Source organism: Streptomyces sp. NPDC091209, assembly GCF_044757755.1.
GTDB lineage: Bacteria > Actinomycetota > Actinomycetes > Streptomycetales > Streptomycetaceae > Streptomyces.
Genome location: NZ_JBIVVR010000011.1, coordinates 194,383 through 211,310 on the forward strand (window position 1 = coordinate 194,383; position 16,928 = coordinate 211,310).

A 16,928-nucleotide genomic window follows, 5' to 3' on the forward strand; every position below is an offset into this window, starting at 1 on the left:
GGCCGGTCCAGTTCGTACGTGCTCGGCCGCCGGTCCAGTTCGTACGCGCTCGGCCGCCGGGCCGGCCGCCACGGGTCCGGGGCGACGGGCCGCCGTACGCGCCGCGCGACACACGACACGCGAAGGGGGGGTGGTGCCCGGTCCGGGCACCACCCCCCTCCTTCCTCCACGTGTTCCGGCTACGCGGCGAGCCGCTCCAGCGCGGCGTCGACGCGGGCCAGCGTCTTCTCCTTGCCCAGGACCTCCAGGGACTCGAAGAGCGGCAGGCCGACCGTGCGGCCGGTGACGGCGACGCGGACCGGGGCCTGCGCCTTGCCGAGCTTGAGGCCGTGCTCCTCGCCGGCGGCCAGGACGGCCTCCTTGAGGGACTCCGGGGAGGACCAGTCGGCCGCGTCCAGCTTCTCGCGGGCCGTGCGGAGCAGGGCGTCGCTGCCGTCCTTCATGGCCTTCGTCCAGGACGCCTCGTCGACGGCCGGCTCCGGCAGGAACAGGAAGTCGACGTTGTCCGTGATCTCGGAGAGCACCTTCATCCGCGACTGGGCGTGCGGGGCGATCGCCTGCCACTTCGCCTCGTCGAAGTCCTCCGGCGCCCAGGGCGCGAAGGGGGCGCGCAGCCACGGGGCGCAGCGCTCGGTGAAGTCCTTCACGTCGAGCATGCGGATGTGGTCGGCGTTGATCGCCTCGCACTTCTTCAGGTCGAAGCGGGCCGGGTTCGGGTTCACGTCCGTGACCTCGAACGCGGCGACCATCTCGTCGATGGAGAAGATGTCGCGGTCCGCCGCGAGCGACCAGCCGAGCAGGGACAGGTAGTTCAGCAGGCCCTCGGGAAGGAAACCGCGCTCCCGGTAGAGGTTGAGCGAGGACTCCGGGTCGCGCTTGGAGAGCTTCTTGTTGCCCTCGCCCATCACGTACGGGAGGTGGCCGAAGGCCGGGGTCTCCTTGGCGATGCCCAGCTCGGTCAGCGCCTTGTAGAGGGCGATCTGCCGGGGGGTCGAGGAGAGCAGGTCCTCGCCGCGCAGGACGTGGGTGATCTCCATCAGGGCGTCGTCGACGGGGTTGACCAGCGTGTACAGCGGCGCGCCGTTGGCCCGGACGATGCCGTAGTCCGGGACGTTCTCCGGGAGGTACGTGATCTCGCCGCGGACCAGGTCGTCGAAGGTGATCGCCTCGTCGGGCATCCGGAAGCGGACGATGGGCTCGCGGCCCTCGGCCTCGTACGCAGCCTTCTGCTCGGCGGAGAGGTCGCGGCAGTGGCCGTCGTAGCCGGAGGGCTTGCCGGCGGCGCGGGCGGCGTCGCGGCGGGTGTCCAGCTCCTCGGTGGAGCAGTAGCAGTGGTACGCGTGGCCCGCGTCCTGCAGCTTGCGGGCGACATCCCGGTAGATGTCCATGCGCTGCGACTGGCGGTACGGCGCGTGCGGGCCGCCGATCTCGGGGCCCTCGTCCCAGTCGAAGCCCAGCCAGCGCATCGAGTCGAGCAGCTGGTCGTACGACTCCTCGGAGTCGCGGGCCGCGTCGGTGTCCTCGATGCGGAAGACCAGGGTGCCTTCGTTGTGCCGGGCGAACGCCCAGTTGAACAGGGCGGTGCGGACCAGGCCCACGTGGGGGTTGCCGGTCGGGGAGGGACAGAAACGTACGCGGACAGTCGCGTTAGCCACGCTTGATCACCTTGTTGGTGAGAGTGCCGATGCCTTCGATGGTGACGGCGACCTCGTCGCCGACGTTCAGGGGGCCGACCCCAGCCGGGGTGCCGGTGAGGATCACGTCGCCGGGGAGCAGCGTCATGGCCTCGGTGATGTTGACGATCAGGTCCTCGATGGAGTGGATCATCTCGCTGGTGCGGCCGAGCTGCCGCTGCTGCCCGTTGACCGTGCACTGGATCGTGAGGTCGGCGGGGTCCAGGTCCGTCTCCACCCAGGGGCCGAGCGGGCACGAGCTGTCGAAGCCCTTGGCCCGGGCCCACTGCTTCTCACGCTTCTGGACGTCGCGGGCGGTGACGTCGTTGGCGCAGGTGTAGCCGAGGATGACGTCCTTGACCCGCTCGCGCGGGACCTCGCGGCACATGCGGCCGATGACGACCGCGAGCTCGGCCTCGTGGTGCAGCTCGCTGGAGAAGGAGGGGTACTGGATCGGGTCGCCGGGACCAATCACCGAGGTCGACGGCTTGAAGAAGGCGAACGGGGCGTCGGGCACCTCGTTGCCGAGCTCCTTGGCGTGCTCCGCGTAGTTGCGGCCGAAGGCCACGACCTTGTTCGGGAGCACCGGCGGCAGCAGCCGGACCTTGCTCAGCGGGACCTTCGTACCGGAGAGCTCGAAGTCCGCGAACGGGATGCCCTTGATGATGTCGAGGACGAGCTCGTCCGGCTTGTCGCCCTCGACCGCGCCGAAAGCGACGTTGCCGTCGATGGAGAATCTGGCGATGCGCACGGGATCCTTGCGCCCCTCACTGAGCTGGCTGGAGTCTGACGCTCCAGGCTAACGCGGCAAGGGCTGTGGGCTTCGCGTATATCCGCCGAGACGGTGAGCGGGGCGGCGGGCAGGGCGGGGAGCGGGGCGGGTCCGTCCGGGCCGTGGACGACCCGAGGGGACCGCGCGCCGGGCGCGGGGCCCCTCGGGTCGGGGACCGTCCGCTTCGCTCACTCCGCGGCGGAGGCCGCGGCCGGGATGTCCATCAGGACGGTGCGGCGGGGGTTGGCCGTCTGCAGGGGGAGGTGGACCGAGTGCTCCGGCCGCTCCGGCGTCCGCAGGGCATCGGCGTCCTCGAGGTGCGCCAGCGTCGTGCGTCGCGGATTGGCTATGTTGCGGAACATCATCGTCGTCTTCACCGTTTTGCTCGACCTTGTCGTCCTGGGCGCCGGTCGGGGTCAAAGAGCCCCACATAGGCGCGGGTTGTCGGATTCGCCATCCCTGTAAAGCGTCAGGCTAAACATTCAATTCCCGGGCGATGCCGTGAAGACGCCATGATCGCCGTGTGAGTTTCCTCACTCACCGAGGAACAAACCGGTCAATCACGACCCTCAACCTGGGCCGACCAAACGGACATTGCTCCACTGAACCAATCATTCCGCTCCTGATCATCGCGACTGGGACAGGGTATATACGCCAACGGCTCGTAGGTATACGCCCGGTATGTACGGGATCCCCTTACACACCTCGTGACGTGGCCCTCACATGCTGTCACGGAGGTCACAGCCTGGTACTCGGCCCTTGTTGGAGATCCTGCACTGTGCTGGAATTCCTCGGACCGCCGCGGAATCACGAATCCGGCGCGCAGGGGCGCTTCGCAGCGCCGAGTGGCGGCGGGATAGGGGGAGCCTGCGCCGGTCACTCAGACCACATACGAGATGCGCATCTGCGTATCCCGTACAACGCCGACACCGTCCCGCCGTTCCAGCGGAGGGGCGCCTGGTCCAGAGGTTGCGACGCTAGTGCAGGGACGTTTCAAGAGGGATGGCAGCGCTTCGGCGGAGCCGGAGCCGCGCGGCGGGACCGACCGCGGTTCCTCGCCCCAGCACGCCCAGAACCCGGGACCGGCAGAGGTCGGCGGCAGCGGTGAACACTCCGCTCGCGCCGGCTCGAAGGCCAAGGCTCCCGCCACGACAACGGACGCCACACCGAAGAGCACACCGGGCCCCGGCTCGCGCGTAGCCCTGCGGAACTGGCGCATCTCGACACGACTGGTGTCACTGCTTGCTCTCCCCGTGGTCGCCGCGACCTCGCTGGGTGCGCTCCGCATCAACCAGTCGATGGACAACATCCAGCAGCTCGACAACATGCGACTGCTGACCGAGATGACCAAGCAGGCCACCGAACTCGCCGCCGCGCTCCAGGCGGAGCGCGACGAGTCGGCCGGTCCGCTGGCACACGGTGCCCTGGCCAACGACTACACCGTCAAGCAGGTGCGCGACAAAACGGACGTCGCGAAGAAGAACTTCCTCCAGGGCACGCAGCAGGTCGACGACGCCACGGCCACGGGCCAGCTGGCCGGTGTGCACGACAGCCTCGTCGGTGTCGTCAGTGAGCTGTACAACCTCAACACGATCCGCCGCGACGCCTACGCCGACCCCCAGAACTCGACCCAGACGGTGGACGCGTACCACCGCCTGGTGACCGAGCTCCTCGCGCTCTCTCAGGACATGGCCGAGGCGACCAGCAACCCGGAGATGATCCAGCGCACCCGTGCGCTGTCGGCCTTCTCCGCGGCCAAGGAGTACGCCTCCGTCCAGCGGGCCGTCATCGCCGCCGCGCTTCCCGAGCAGCCGAAGACCTTCGGTTCCCTCTCCAAGAACGACCAGCAGTACGCGCTCTCCGCGCAGCAGAGCCAGTCCTCGGAAGTGGACTCCTTCAAGAACATCTACGGTGTTGGCAACGCGGAACTGCTCCAGCCGATCGAGGGCGACAACCCGACGATCAAGTCCGCCGACCAGTACGCCAAGCGCGTACTGAGCAACGCCGACGGTCTGAAGACGCAGAACAAGCGCTCTTACAGGGACTGGGTCGACGACGACTCCGCCAAGATCGACCAGATGGCGAAGATCGAGACCACGCTGCTCGGCGAGATGGAGCAGAAGGCCCGTGAGCTGCGCAACCAGTCCCAGAGCGAGGCGATCGTCTCCGGTGTACTGATCCTGCTCGTCCTCGGTGTCTCGCTCGTCGGCGCCTTCGTGGTGGCCCGCTCCATGATCCGCTCGCTGCGCCGCCTCCAGGACACCGCGACCCGGGTCGCCCAGGACCGCCTGCCCGAGCTGGTCAAGCAGCTCTCGGAGTCGGACCCGCAGGACGTCGACACCTCCGTCGAGTCGGTCGGTGTGCACTCCCGGGACGAGATCGGCCAGGTGGCCGCGGCCTTCGACGACGTGCACCGCGAGGCCGTCCGCCTCGCCGCCGAGCAGGCCCTTCTGCGAGGCAACGTCAACGCGATGTTCACCAACCTCTCGCGCCGTTCCCAGGGTCTTATCCAGCGTCAGCTCTCGCTCATTTCCGAGCTGGAGTCCCGTGAGGCCGACCCCGACCAGCTCTCCTCGCTGTTCAAGCTCGACCACCTCGCGACCCGCATGCGCCGTAACGGTGAAAACCTCCTCGTTCTCGCCGGTGAAGAGCCCGGTCGCCGCTGGACCCGTCCGGTCCCGCTGGTCGACGTGCTCCGCGCCGCCGCCTCCGAGGTGGAGCAGTACGAGCGCATCGAACTCGCCTCGGTCCCGACCACCGAGGTCGCCGGCCGGGTCGTCAACGACCTCGTCCACCTGCTCGCCGAGCTGCTGGAGAACGCCACGTCGTTCTCCTCCCCGCAGACCAAGGTCAAGGTCACCGGTCACGCCCTGCCCGACGGCCGGGTGCTGATCGAGATCCACGACACCGGTATCGGTCTGTCGCCCGAGGACCTGGCCGCGATCAACGAGCGGCTCGCCGCTCCGCCCACGGTGGACGTCTCCGTCTCCCGCCGCATGGGTCTGTTCGTGGTCGGTCGTCTGTCCCAGCGTCACGGCATCCGCATCCAGCTCCGTCCGTCCGACTCCGGCGGTACGACCGCACTGGTCATGCTGCCGGTGGACGTCGCGCAGGGCGGCAAGAAGCCCATGCCGAACAAGCCGGGCCAGGGTGCCCCCGGTGGCGGCCCCGCGGCGGCGCAGGCTTCGGCCGGTGTGGCCGCGGCCCGTCGCTCGAACGGCACGCCGAACGGTCCCTCGCTCGGTGCCGGAGCCCCCTCCGCTCCCGGTGGCCCCCTCGGGGCCCCGCCTCAGCGCGGACAGGTCGGCGCCGGCCAGGGTGCGCGGGCCGCACTGCCCGGAAGCAACCAGGGCGGTCGCCCCGGTACTCCCGGCGGAGCACGTGGTCCGCAGGGCCAGGGTGCCGGTCAGCAGGGCAGGCAGGCTCCGGCCGGTGCGAACGCCTTCGGGCAGAGCCCGCAGGGCTACCAGTCCGGCAACGGCGGCCAGCAGGGATTCGGCGGCGGATCGGCTTCTCCGAACGCCTTCGGTGACACGTCCGGCGGCCAGCAGAACTCGTTCGGCAACGGATCCGGCGCCGGGCAGAACGCCTTCGGCGACAGCAACCCCGCGCCCGCCGCTCCGGCGCCCGCGCAGGCACCGGCCAGTGGCAAGGGCAGCCGTCGCCGGCCGCAGCTTCCGGGCCGCGGTGGCGCACGCGCCGAGCTTCCCGGTGGCAACACGGCTTCCCGCACGCCGAGCTGGAGCGACGACAACGCGCAGCCGCCGGTTCCGCGTACGTCCGCCGACACCCCGCGCGGTCACGAGGACCACGACGCCACTTCGCGCATGCCGCGGATCGACGATCGCCAGGGCCCCGCCTCCACCGCGGAGTTCGCCCGTCCCGACTTCGACGCCCCGCGCCCCGGCACGGGTGCGCCGCAGAACAACGGCCAGAACAACGGCCAGTACGGCTACGGCTCCGGCAACCAGTCCTCCGTCGGCCAGAACCCGGCCGGCACGGGGCAGTTCGCCACCCCGGGCTACGGTGCCTCCCAGGACCCGTCGTCCACCGGCCAGTTCGCCCAGCCGGGCTACGCGCCTTCCCAGGACCCCTCGTCCACCGGGCAGTTCGCGATGCCCGGGTACGGCAACGGGCAGGGCTCGTCGTCCACCGGACAGTACGAACGGCCGGCCTCCCCTCAGCCGCCCGTCCGTCAGGAGCCCGAGGCGCTTCCGCCGGCCTCGAACCCCGGTGACGGCCGTACCCCGCTGTACGACACGCTGGAGACCAACTGGTTCCACGGTCAGGCGAACGGCTCGGACGGTGCTCCCACCAACGGCACTCCCCAGAACAACGGGTCCCAGGGATTCGCGCCGGCTGTCCCCCAGCAGCCGCAGACTCCCCCGGCTCCGCAGCAGCGGCCGGCCGCCGCACCGGCCGCTACCACGTGGCGCAGCTCTCCGAACGACGATCTCGTCAAGCAGGCGGAGCGAGCCCGTAAACCGTCGGCAGGCGGGGTCACCACCTCAGGCCTGCCGCGCCGCGTCCCGCGAGCCAACCTCGTCGCGGGCACGGCACAGCAGCAACAGCACCAAAGCGGTCCGCAGGTCTCGCGTGCGCCTGATGACGTACGCGGCCGGCTGACCAATCTCCGTAGGGGCATTCAGCAAGGTCGACAGGCCGCTCCCAACGGCCAGACCGGCAGCTTCCCCAGCCCCACTCACCAGCAGGAGCGTTAGTTGAGCCCGATGAGCCAGGCGGCACAGAACCTCAACTGGTTGATCACCAACTTTGTGGACAACACCCCCGGGGTGTCCCACACCGTCGTCGTGTCCGCCGACGGACTCCTTCTGGCAATGTCCGAAGGCTTTCCCCGCGACCGCGCGGACCAACTGGCGGCCGTCGCCTCCGGACTCACCTCGCTGACCGCCGGGGCCTCCCGGATCTTCGAAGGTGGGGCCGTTGCCCAGACGGTCGTGGAGATGGAACGCGGTTTCCTCTTCCTGATGTCGGTTTCGGACGGATCGTCCCTCGCGGTCCTCTCCCACCCGGAGTGCGACATCGGTCTCGTCGGCTACGAGATGGCACTGCTCGTCGATCGTGCGGGCGCTGTCCTCACGCCGGACCTGCGTGCCGAGCTACAAGGCAGTCTGCTTCACTGACCGCCGCCGGATCCAGACACCGCACGAAATCACCGTCCGGCCGCCACAATCCCCCCACCGGCCCCAACAGACGGCACGACTGACCGACTTGCTGTCCCGCCCGGAGGATTCATGACACCGCCCACCGCCTCTCATGATCCGTACGCTGAGCCGTACGGGGACGAAGGCGACCAGCCGCTGGTACGTCCGTACGCGATGACCGGCGGCCGGACCCGGCCGCGGTACCAACTCGCCATAGAGGCCCTGATCAGCACCACGGCCGATCCGGCCCAGCTGATGGGACTGCTCCCCGAACACCAGCGCATCTGCCACCTGTGCCGGGAAGTGAAGTCGGTGGCCGAGGTGTCGGCCCTCCTGTCCATGCCTCTCGGTGTGGCCAGGATCCTCGTCGCGGACCTCGCGGAGGCCGGACTCGTCGCCATTCACCAGCCTGGCGGCGATGAGAACAACGGCGGCGTGCCGGCCGTGACACTGCTCGAAAGGGTGCTCAGTGGACTTCGCAAGCTCTGACGGAGGCCGGGCGACCACCTCCGCGAAGATCGTCGTAGCGGGTGGCTTCGGTGTCGGCAAGACCACGTTCGTGGGTGCCGTCTCGGAGATCAACCCGCTGCGTACCGAGGCCGTCATGACCTCCGCTTCGGCGGGCATCGACGACCTCACCCACACCGGGGACAAGACGACCACCACGGTGGCCATGGACTTCGGCCGTATCACCCTTGACCAGGACCTGATCCTGTACCTCTTCGGTACGCCGGGCCAGGACCGCTTCTGGTTCATGTGGGACGACCTGGTCCGCGGCGCCATCGGCGCCGTGGTCCTGGTGGACACCCGGCGTCTCGCCGACTGCTTCCCGGCGGTCGACTACTTCGAGAACAGCGGCCTGCCGTTCGTCATCGCCCTCAACGGCTTCGACGGACACCAGCCGTACAACCCGGAGGAAGTGCGCGAGGCCCTTCAGATCGGCCCGGACGCTCCGATCATCACGACGGACGCGCGACACCGTGCAGATGCGAAGAGCGCTCTGATCACCCTGGTCGAGCACGCCCTCATGGCCCGGCTGCGGTAGCAGCAAGTAGACAGCTCCGTATGGAAGTTGTCGTAGACGCATTGGAGCCGACTGTGTCGTTTGACACGGTCGGCGTCAGTGTTCATAACGTTTCGACAGAGAATTTCACCGACCCCGACACGCATCGCGGTCACCCGGTACCACTGCGCTCATGAAAGCCCCGCCTTTTGGCGGGGCTCGCTCTTTATGACCGTTTTATGTGTGGCCGGAGCCACTCGGAATCATCGATTCCGAGTGTTTGGAAGGGCGCCGCTCGACGTGCTGGAATGCGCTGAACTGCCCAGTAGTCAAGGGCGCTGGTAGATACCGCGGCACAACGTAGGTGCCGACGCCGAGAGGTTGTTGGTCGAGTGAGGCGAAGCATGAACGGTCCCGAGCCGTCGGCACGGGGCAACTTCACCCCGCCGCAGCGCGGAGCGGCGCCCGTACAGGTGCCCGGCCCGGAGCCCGTACCGGCGCCCGCGCCGAGCGGCAGTCGTTTCTCCCCGCGCAACTGGCGCGTGCCGACCAGGCTGAACGCGATCCTGCTCATACCCGTGGTGGTCGGCCTCGTCATGGGCGGCTTCCAGGTGAAGAGCTCGATCGACACCTGGCAGGAAGCCCAGGACGCCGAGAAGACGGCCCGCCTGGTCCAGGCCGCGCTGAACTACGGCGACAAACTGTTCGTCGAGCGCGACCTCAGCGCCTATCCGCTGCTGACCGGCGCCGGCACGAAGGACGCCACCGTCGTCAAGGTCCGCAAGCAGACGGACCTGGCCGCCGACGAGTTCGACCAGGCCGCCCAGAACATGCCCAAGACGCCGGGCCTGGAACGCCGCCTGGCCGTCTTCCGCAACGTCGAGCCCGGTCTCGAGAAGCTGCGCAACGAGGCGTACACCAACAAGCGTCCCGGTGTGAGCACCGAAGAGGGCTACCTCCAGATCCAGCACCCGCTGATGGAGTTCGCCAACGAGCTCGGTCTGGGCACCGGAAACATCACCAGCTACGGCCGTACGGTCTACGCGATCTCGCTGTCCAAGGCCGCGCTGTCGCTGGAGCGGTCCATCGGCATGCACATGCTGATCAAGCCGGGTCCCGGTCTGAGCAGCCTCGCCAGCCAGCGCGTCGCCCTCTCCTCGTACGCCTACCTCGAAGGCATCGCCGTCGAGGAGTACATCGGTGGTGGCACCGAGGCCGACGCGAGCAAGCTCGAGGCTGCCCAGTCGCGGATCAAGTCGGATCTGACGGCGCAGGCGCGGGATGCCGCGGCCGCCGACCCGAACTACGTGAAGCCGCCCGCGGAAGCGAACGGCATGGTCACGGCTCTGGCGACGCTCCCGTCCCCGCTGGAGAGCGACCGCGCCGCGTTGGCCGCGAAGGGCGTCACCGCGCAGAACTGGATGGCGGTCAACACCGCCAAGTACAACGCCTACCGGCAGATCGAGTCGGACCTCGCCGACAAGGCGGTGGCCGAGGCCGCTGACATCTCGGACACGGCCAAGACCGACGCCTTCATCACCGGCGCCGTCGTCGTGATCGCCCTGCTCGCCGCGTTCATCCTGGCCGGCATGGTGGCCCGCCAGATGAGCCGCGCGATGCGCCAGCTCCGCAACGCCGCCTTCAACGTCGCCGAGCAGCGTCTGCCGATGCTGGTCGACCAGCTCTCGCGCACCGACCCCGGCCGGGTCGACACCCGCGTGCAGCCGATCCCGATCACCACCACGGACGAGATCGGCGAAGTCGCCCGCGCCTTCGACCAGGTCCACCGCGAGGCCGTACGACTGGCCGCCGAGCAGGCCCTCCTGCGAGGCAACATCAACGCGATCTTCACCAACCTCTCGCGCCGCAACCAGTCGCTGATCGAGGGCCAGCTGACCCTGATCACCGACCTGGAGAACAACGAGGCCGACCCGGACCAGCTGGAGAACCTCTTCCGCCTGGACCACCTCGCGACCCGTATGCGCCGCAACGGCGAGAACCTCCTGGTCCTCGCCGGCGAGGAGCCCGGCCGCCGCTGGGACCAGCCGGTCCCGCTGGTCGACGTGCTGCGCGCCGCCTCCTCCGAGGTGGAGCAGTACGAGCGCATCGAGCTCTCCGGCGTCCCGGAGGCCGAGATCCACGGCCGCTCCGTGACCGACCTCGTGCACCTGCTCGCCGAGCTCCTGGAGAACGCGACCACGTTCTCCTCCCCGCAGACCAAGGTCCGCGTCACCGCGACCCGTCTGCCCGACGGCCGCATCATGGTCGAGATCCACGACAAGGGCATCGGCCTCACCGCCGAGGACTTCGCGGACATCAACCACAAGCTGGCCAACCCGCCGACCGTGGACGCCGCGATCTCTCAGCGCATGGGCCTGTTCGTGGTCGGCCGGCTGTCCGACCGCCACGGCATCCGCGTCCAGCTCCGCCCCTCCGGCGAGCAGGCCGGTACGACCTCGCTGGTCATGCTTCCCGACGCCATCACCCACGGTGGCGGCGGCGAGCACCAGCCGATGCGCGACGAGTTCACCGTGTCCCAGATCATTCCCGAGCAGCAGCAGCAGCAGTCGTTCCAGGGCGAGAGCTTCGGCGGCCAGCAGCAGCAGAAGCCGGTCCTGACCGCCGCGGACCTCGGTTTCGACGACAGCCGCTACGAGGTCCCGGACGACGCCCGGGATCTGGACCCCGTGGGCCGCTCCCTGATGCGCGAGGAGCGCCGTGCGGCCCTGGAGGCCCAGGCGCAGGGCGTGGAGGCCATCGAGGGCCCCCAGGCCTTCAGCGACGGCTTCGAGGCCCAGCCCGCGTACGACAACGGACAGGCGTCCTTCAACGGCGCCCCGGCGTTCGACGGCGCTCAGGGTGTGCACGAGGAGCAGCAGACCACCTACGACCAGCAGACGACGTACGAGGAGCCGCAGCAGGCTGCGTACGACGAGGCGTACTTCCCGTCCAACGGCGGCTACCCTGAACCCTCCTACACGGAGCCGGTCCAGCAGGAGCACGCGGGACTGGGCGGCGCCGCCCCGGAGTCGCTTTCGGCCTTCGGTGAGCCGTCCTACCAGGACGACTGGCCGCAGCAGGACGCGTACCAGGGCGGGTACCGGTCCGACTACGCTCCGCAAGCGGAATCTCCGCAGGTCGCCGACGCGGCCCAGCCGGACAGCGTAGGCTTCAGTCGTCCGGGACCGGCCCCCTCGGCCGCCCACACGATGACCGACGCGGGACTGCCCCGTCGCGGAGCAGCTGCCGCCGGCAACGGCCGGCGCCCCGCGGAGCCGGCCCGTGAGGCGGCGCCCGCCTCCTCCGGGAACGCGGGCGACGACTGGCGATCGTCCAACGACGATCGTTGGCAGCGCGCCGAGCAGCTCAAGAAGCCCAAGGCGGGCGGGGTCACCTCGTCCGGTCTGCCGCGGCGGGTGCCCAAGGCCAACCTGGTCGAGGGAACCGCGGAGTCGACCCCCCAGGGCGGCCCCCAGGTCTCCCGTGCTCCTGAGGACGTCCGGGGCAGGCTGAGCAACCTGCGTCGCGGCGTGGAGCGGGGACGTAATGCAGGTAGTGAGACGAACGGTCAGGGCCTCGGTCCTGACAGCACCTACAACCAGGAGCGTTAGTTGTGAGCCCGATGAGCCAGGCGGCACAGAACCTGAACTGGTTGATCACCAACTTCGTGGACAACACCCCCGGGGTGTCCCACACAGTGGTGGTCTCCGCCGACGGACTCCTTCTGGCCATGTCCGAAGGCTTTCCCCGCGACCGCGCCGACCAGTTGGCGGCCGTCGCGTCCGGTCTGACCTCATTGACCGCGGGCGCGTCCCGTATCTTCGAGGGCGGCCATGTGAACCAGACGGTTGTGGAGATGGAGCGAGGGTTCCTTTTCCTCATGTCCGTTTCGGATGGTTCTTCACTCGCAGTACTTGCACACCCTGAGGCGGACATCGGTCTCATTGGGTACGAGATGGCGCTTCTGGTGGACCGTGCGGGCACGGTCCTCACTCCGGATCTTCGTGCGGAGCTCCAGGGCAGCCTTCTCAACTAATAGACAGACGGTGCGAATTGGCGTCCCGGGGCCGTAAGGTTTCGGGACGCGGTCCCACACGTTGGGTGCCCGGCGCAGTCGGAGGAGGAGAGAAAGTGGTAACACCCCCAGGCGGTTCGTCTTCGGGCAATTGGTCGTACGGCCCCGGCCAGGGGCAGGGCGGCCAGGGTGACGGTTCTCAGAACCCGAACCGGTACAACTTTCCCTCCGCACCCAGCCAGCCGCGGCAGCCTTACCCGCCCCAGGGTCCGCAGGGCCCCGGGCCGTCCCCGTACGACCAGCCGTCGGCACCGCGTATCCAGCCCGTGCAGCCGCAGCGACGCTCACCCGAGCCGTCGCCCGCCGGGTCGGCGAGCAATCCCCTGGTGCGTCCCTACGCCATGACGGGTGGCCGCACCAGGCCCCGCTACCAGCTCGCCATCGAGGCACTGGTGCACACCACCGCGCAGCCGCACCAGATGCAGGGCCAGTTGCCCGAGCATCAGCGCATCTGCAACCTCTGCCGGGAGATCAAGTCGGTGGCCGAGATCTCGGCCCTGCTGACCATCCCTCTCGGTGTAGCCAGGATCCTCGTCGCCGACTTGGCGGAAGCGGGCCTGGTCGCCATTCATCAGCCGGGCGGCGACGAGAGCGCCGGCGGCCAGCCAGCCGTGACATTGCTCGAAAGGGTGCTCAGTGGACTTCGCAAGCTCTAGCGGAGGGCCTTCCCGCTCCACCACGTCCGCGAAGATCGTGGTGGCGGGCGGCTTCGGCGTGGGCAAGACCACGTTCGTCGGCGCCGTCTCGGAGATCAACCCGCTGCGTACCGAGGCCGTCATGACGTCCGCCTCGGCGGGCATCGACGACCTCACGCACACCGGTGACAAGAAGACGACGACCGTCGCCATGGACTTCGGCCGTATCACCCTCGACCAGGACCTGATCCTGTACCTCTTCGGTACGCCGGGCCAGGACCGCTTCTGGTTCATGTGGGACGACCTGGTCCGCGGCGCCATCGGCGCCATCGTCCTGGTGGACACCCGGCGTCTCGCCGACTGCTTCCCCGCGGTCGACTACTTCGAGAACAGCGGCCTGCCGTTCGTCATCGCCCTCAACGGCTTCGACGGCAACCAGCCGTACCAGCCCGAGGAAGTCCGCGAGGCCCTCCAGATCGGCCCGGACGCCCCGATCATCACGACGGACGCCCGCCACCGCGCGGACGCGAAGTCGGCACTGATCACGCTGGTCGAGCACGCCCTCATGGCGCGCCTCCGCTAGCGTCTCCCGCTTCGGCGACAACGGCCCCCGCTTCTCCTCCCGGAGAAGCGGGGGCCGTTGTCCGTTGTCGCCCGCCCGTCGTCAGCCGTCCGCGGTCGGCGTGCGCGCGTGGTCCGCGTGCGCCCGCCCGGTACACGTCGAACGGTCTCCGGCCGAACTCCTGGCCCGTACAGCCCCGTTGGACGGCGGGACGGCCGGGGACACTCGAACACCCGCCGGAAAGCTCCCTGTTGGCCCTGGAGGGCGCCGACGGCCTCCAGGACGCACCGCAGCCCCGCCCTCCATCGGGAGGACGGGGCTGTCGGCGTCAGACCCTCAGTGCCAGCTGTGCGGTGCCCGGAAGCCGGGCTCCCGCTCCAGTCGGCGCCAGCCCGCCTTGCGGTGGGCGCGGTGGGCAGGAGCGGCATCAGTGGGAGCGGCCGCGGCACGGGCCAGGAGGATCGCCGTGATGGCGGCGACCTCTTCGGGCTCGGCGTGACCCTTCTCGACGCGGATGTCAGCGTTGCTCATAGGTTTCAGTCTCCATGAGAGAGGTTTCCGCGGCGGTACCGCGGAGAATCCGCAGGGTTACTGCGGGGGGTTGCCGTGCTTGCGGGAGGGCAGGTCCGCGTGCTTGGTGTGCAGCATCGCGAGCGACTTGATCAGGACCTCGCGGGTCTCGGCGGGGTCGATGACGTCGTCGACCAGACCGCGCTCCGCCGCGTAGTACGGGTGCATCAGCTCGGCCTTGTACTCCTTGACCATGCGGACGCGCATCGCCTCGGGATCGGCGGCATCGGCGATCTGACGGCGGAAGATGACGTTGGCGGCACCCTCGGCGCCCATGACGGCGATCTCGTTCGTCGGCCAGGCGTAGGTGAGGTCCGCCCCGATGGACTGGCTGTCCATGACGATGTAGGCACCTCCGTACGCCTTGCGCAGGATGAGAGAGATCCGCGGCACCGTCGCGTTGCAGTACGCGTAGAGCAGCTTCGCGCCGTGCCGGATGATCCCGCCGTGCTCCTGGTCGACACCCGGGAGGAACCCAGGCACGTCCAGCAACGTGATGATCGGGATATTGAAAGCGTCACACATCTGGACAAAGCGTGCAGCTTTTTCGGATGCCTCGATGTCGAGGACACCCGCCAGGCTCTGGGGCTGGTTGGCGACGATGCCCACCACCTGGCCGTCGAGGCGGGCCAGCGCGCAGATGATGTTGCGGGCCCAGCGCTCGTGGACCTCCAGGTAGTCGCCGTCGTCGACGAGCTCCTCGATGACCTTGGTCATGTCGTACGGGCGGTTGCCGTCGGCCGGGACCAGGTCCAGCAGCACCTCGCTGCGGCGGTCGGCCGGGTCGGCGGAGGCGGCCCGCGGCGGGTTCTCGCGGTTGTTCTGCGGGAGCATCGACAGGAGGTAGCGGACCTCGGCGATGCAGGTCTCCTCGTCGTCGTACGCGAAGTGACAGACGCCGGAGGTCTCCGCGTGGACGTCGGCGCCGCCCAGGCCGTTCTGGGTGATCTCCTCGCCCGTCACCGCCTTGACCACGTCCGGGCCGGTGATGAACATCTGCGAGGTCTCGCGGACCATGAAGACGAAGTCGGTGAGCGCGGGGCTGTAGGCCGCGCCGCCGGCGCACGGGCCGAGCATCACGGAGATCTGCGGGATGACACCCGAGGCTTTGGTGTTGCGCTGGAAGATGCCGCCGTAGCCGGCGAGGGCGGAGACGCCCTCCTGGATACGGGCGCCCGCGCCGTCGTTCAGGGACACCAGCGGCGCACCCGCCGCGATGGCCATGTCCATGATCTTGTGGATCTTCGTGGCGTGGGCCTCGCCCAGCGCGCCGCCGAAGATCCGGAAGTCGTGGGCGTAGACGAAGACCGTGCGGCCCTCGACCGTGCCCCAGCCGGTGATGACACCGTCCGTGTACGGCCTCTTGGCCTCCAGGCCGAAACCGGTCGCCCGGTGCCGGCGCAGCTGCTCGACCTCCTGGAACGAGCCCGCGTCCAGCAGCAGCTCGATGCGCTCCCGGGCGGTCAGCTTGCCCTTGGCGTGCTGCGCCTCGGTCGCCTTCTCACTGGGACCCCGCAGCGCCTCCGCACGGATGGCGTGCAGTTCTGCCACACGGCCACGCGCGTCCGTCGGTTCGCCTGCGGGGATCGTGGAGCTCGCGGTGTCGGCCTCGTCCAAAACGGTCATGTAGCGACCATACGAAGTCCACCAAGGAAACAGGCCCGTCGACTCTGCACAGTCTCCGGACCGTTTTCCTGGTGCCCCTGAACAGAACCGCCATCACATGCAGGCGATCCGACTGCCCAGGGGGGCTTGGGCTTGTTGAGTTCACACAAACCGTTCGGCCGAGAGCCACCTCACATTCATGAGGGGCGCATGCCATCGCCAGGGTGACACGGACCCCCGTTCGGCGGTCCGCGCACCCCCGGGGCGCCGGCTCAGCAGCCGCCGCAGTTGTAGTAGAGGACGTCCCAGTGGTTGCCCTCGTCGGCATAGATGTTGCCGGCACCGGACTGGTACTGCGGCGCGCCGTCACCGCGCAGACCGATGTAGGTGAAGGTGTTCTTGATGTAGGCGGTGACGCAGGTGTTCTTGCCGTAGTCCAGCTTGTAGCCGTTCCAGTGCGAGTAGGTGCCGCTCGCGTGACCGGTCTCGGTGCCGCCGGTGATGTTGAGCGCGCAGCCGCCGGCCCCCTTGAGGGTCTGGGCGCCCTGCGCGGTGGCGAGGTTCAGCTGCTCGAACGACGTACACGTGGAGTTGTTGCGGTCGGAGCAGTTGCCGGAGGAGGACCAGGTGATGCCGGCCTGCCGGAACATCGAGGTGGCGGTGGCGTGACTGATCTTGGTGACGGCGAAGGCATCGGTCGCGGTGCCGACGACGGCGACACCGGGAGCCACGACGAGGGCGAGAGCGGTCAGCGCGGACCTGAACTTCATCTGAGGGGGGACCTTTCCTGCGGAGGACCGTCGGGCGGCCGTAGGGACATACGGCCGTGATTCCTGTGGGGCGGCTGTGCAGGGGGTGCACGCAGATG

The 16,928-nt window shown here is 69.0% G+C and carries 14 protein-coding genes; 8 read left to right on the forward strand and 6 right to left on the reverse strand.

Going from position 1 to position 16,928, the window contains the following annotated elements:
• Window positions 1–179: 179 nt before the first annotated feature.
• The 3 genes from gltX to ACIQRL_RS29775 all read right to left on the reverse strand — a co-directional run bounded on the left by gltX (window position 180) and on the right by ACIQRL_RS29775 (window position 2,822).
• The gene (gene gltX / locus ACIQRL_RS29765) at window positions 180–1,655 is read right to left on the reverse strand and encodes a glutamate--tRNA ligase (protein WP_401337289.1); all 1,476 of its coding nucleotides are present in this window, start codon (window positions 1,653–1,655) and stop codon (window positions 180–182) included.
• On the reverse strand, window positions 1,648–2,424 hold the full coding sequence (locus tag ACIQRL_RS29770; RefSeq protein ID WP_401337291.1) for a fumarylacetoacetate hydrolase family protein: 777 nt from the start codon (window positions 2,422–2,424) through the stop codon (window positions 1,648–1,650). The genes gltX and ACIQRL_RS29770 overlap by 8 nt, the downstream gene beginning before the upstream one ends.
• A 209-nt stretch (window positions 2,425–2,633) precedes the next feature.
• Window positions 2,634–2,822, reverse strand: a complete 189-nt coding sequence (locus ACIQRL_RS29775) for a hypothetical protein (protein ID WP_401337293.1) — start codon at window positions 2,820–2,822, stop codon at window positions 2,634–2,636.
• A gap of 603 nt (window positions 2,823–3,425) precedes the next feature.
• Between ACIQRL_RS29775 and ACIQRL_RS29780 the strand changes: the two genes are divergently transcribed.
• The 8 genes from ACIQRL_RS29780 to ACIQRL_RS29815 all read left to right on the forward strand — a co-directional run bounded on the left by ACIQRL_RS29780 (window position 3,426) and on the right by ACIQRL_RS29815 (window position 13,906).
• The gene (locus ACIQRL_RS29780; RefSeq protein WP_401337294.1) at window positions 3,426–7,166 is read left to right on the forward strand and encodes a nitrate- and nitrite sensing domain-containing protein; all 3,741 of its coding nucleotides are present in this window, start codon (window positions 3,426–3,428) and stop codon (window positions 7,164–7,166) included.
• 9 nt (window positions 7,167–7,175) lie between these two features.
• Window positions 7,176–7,589, forward strand: coding sequence for a roadblock/LC7 domain-containing protein (locus ACIQRL_RS29785; RefSeq protein ID WP_266765867.1), 414 nt, complete (start codon window positions 7,176–7,178; stop codon window positions 7,587–7,589).
• A gap of 111 nt (window positions 7,590–7,700) precedes the next feature.
• The gene (locus tag ACIQRL_RS29790) at window positions 7,701–8,099 is read left to right on the forward strand and encodes a DUF742 domain-containing protein (protein WP_365873159.1); all 399 of its coding nucleotides are present in this window, start codon (window positions 7,701–7,703) and stop codon (window positions 8,097–8,099) included.
• Entirely contained in the window at window positions 8,080–8,655 is a 576-nt protein-coding gene (locus tag ACIQRL_RS29795) for an ATP/GTP-binding protein (protein WP_028802395.1), read from the forward strand. The genes ACIQRL_RS29790 and ACIQRL_RS29795 overlap by 20 nt, the downstream gene beginning before the upstream one ends.
• Before the next feature lie 350 nt (window positions 8,656–9,005).
• A complete protein-coding gene (locus ACIQRL_RS29800) occupies window positions 9,006–12,224 on the forward strand; it encodes a nitrate- and nitrite sensing domain-containing protein (RefSeq protein ID WP_401337296.1) in 3,219 nt (1,072 codons plus the stop codon).
• Between the two features lie 11 nt (window positions 12,225–12,235).
• Window positions 12,236–12,649, forward strand: a complete 414-nt coding sequence (locus ACIQRL_RS29805; RefSeq protein ID WP_261709979.1) for a roadblock/LC7 domain-containing protein — start codon at window positions 12,236–12,238, stop codon at window positions 12,647–12,649.
• 95 nt (window positions 12,650–12,744) lie between these two features.
• A complete protein-coding gene (locus ACIQRL_RS29810; RefSeq protein WP_401337298.1) occupies window positions 12,745–13,344 on the forward strand; it encodes a DUF742 domain-containing protein in 600 nt (199 codons plus the stop codon).
• Window positions 13,325–13,906: an ATP/GTP-binding protein gene (locus ACIQRL_RS29815; protein WP_151472110.1), complete on the forward strand. Its 582-nt coding sequence runs from the start codon at window positions 13,325–13,327 to the stop codon at window positions 13,904–13,906. The genes ACIQRL_RS29810 and ACIQRL_RS29815 overlap by 20 nt, the downstream gene beginning before the upstream one ends.
• 315 nt (window positions 13,907–14,221) lie before the next feature.
• Here ACIQRL_RS29815 and ACIQRL_RS29820 read toward each other — a convergent pair whose 3' ends face one another.
• From ACIQRL_RS29820 to ACIQRL_RS29830, 3 genes are all read right to left on the reverse strand, one after another.
• The gene (locus tag ACIQRL_RS29820; protein WP_261709981.1) at window positions 14,222–14,416 is read right to left on the reverse strand and encodes an acyl-CoA carboxylase subunit epsilon; all 195 of its coding nucleotides are present in this window, start codon (window positions 14,414–14,416) and stop codon (window positions 14,222–14,224) included.
• Between the two features lie 57 nt (window positions 14,417–14,473).
• Complete coding sequence (locus tag ACIQRL_RS29825; RefSeq protein ID WP_401337299.1) at window positions 14,474–16,081, reverse strand: acyl-CoA carboxylase subunit beta; 1,608 nt, start codon at window positions 16,079–16,081, stop codon at window positions 14,474–14,476.
• A 251-nt stretch (window positions 16,082–16,332) separates the two neighbouring features.
• The gene (locus tag ACIQRL_RS29830) at window positions 16,333–16,830 is read right to left on the reverse strand and encodes a hypothetical protein (protein ID WP_401337301.1); all 498 of its coding nucleotides are present in this window, start codon (window positions 16,828–16,830) and stop codon (window positions 16,333–16,335) included.
• Between the last annotated feature and the right edge of the window lie 98 nt (window positions 16,831–16,928).

Bases quoted from the DNA above. Each gene is read 5' to 3' on its own strand.
- ACIQRL_RS29785 (WP_266765867.1), top strand. From the start codon at position 7,176: ATGAGCCAGGCGGCACAGAACCTCAACTGGTTGATCACCAACTTTGTG.
- ACIQRL_RS29790 (WP_365873159.1), top strand. From the start codon at position 7,701: ATGACACCGCCCACCGCCTCTCATGATCCGTACGCTGAGCCGTACGGG.
- ACIQRL_RS29805 (WP_261709979.1), top strand. From the start codon at position 12,236: ATGAGCCAGGCGGCACAGAACCTGAACTGGTTGATCACCAACTTCGTG.
- ACIQRL_RS29820 (WP_261709981.1), bottom strand. From the start codon at position 14,416: ATGAGCAACGCTGACATCCGCGTCGAGAAGGGTCACGCCGAGCCCGAA.
- ACIQRL_RS29825 (WP_401337299.1), bottom strand. From the start codon at position 16,081: ATGACCGTTTTGGACGAGGCCGACACCGCGAGCTCCACGATCCCCGCA.
- ACIQRL_RS29830 (WP_401337301.1), bottom strand. From the start codon at position 16,830: ATGAAGTTCAGGTCCGCGCTGACCGCTCTCGCCCTCGTCGTGGCTCCC.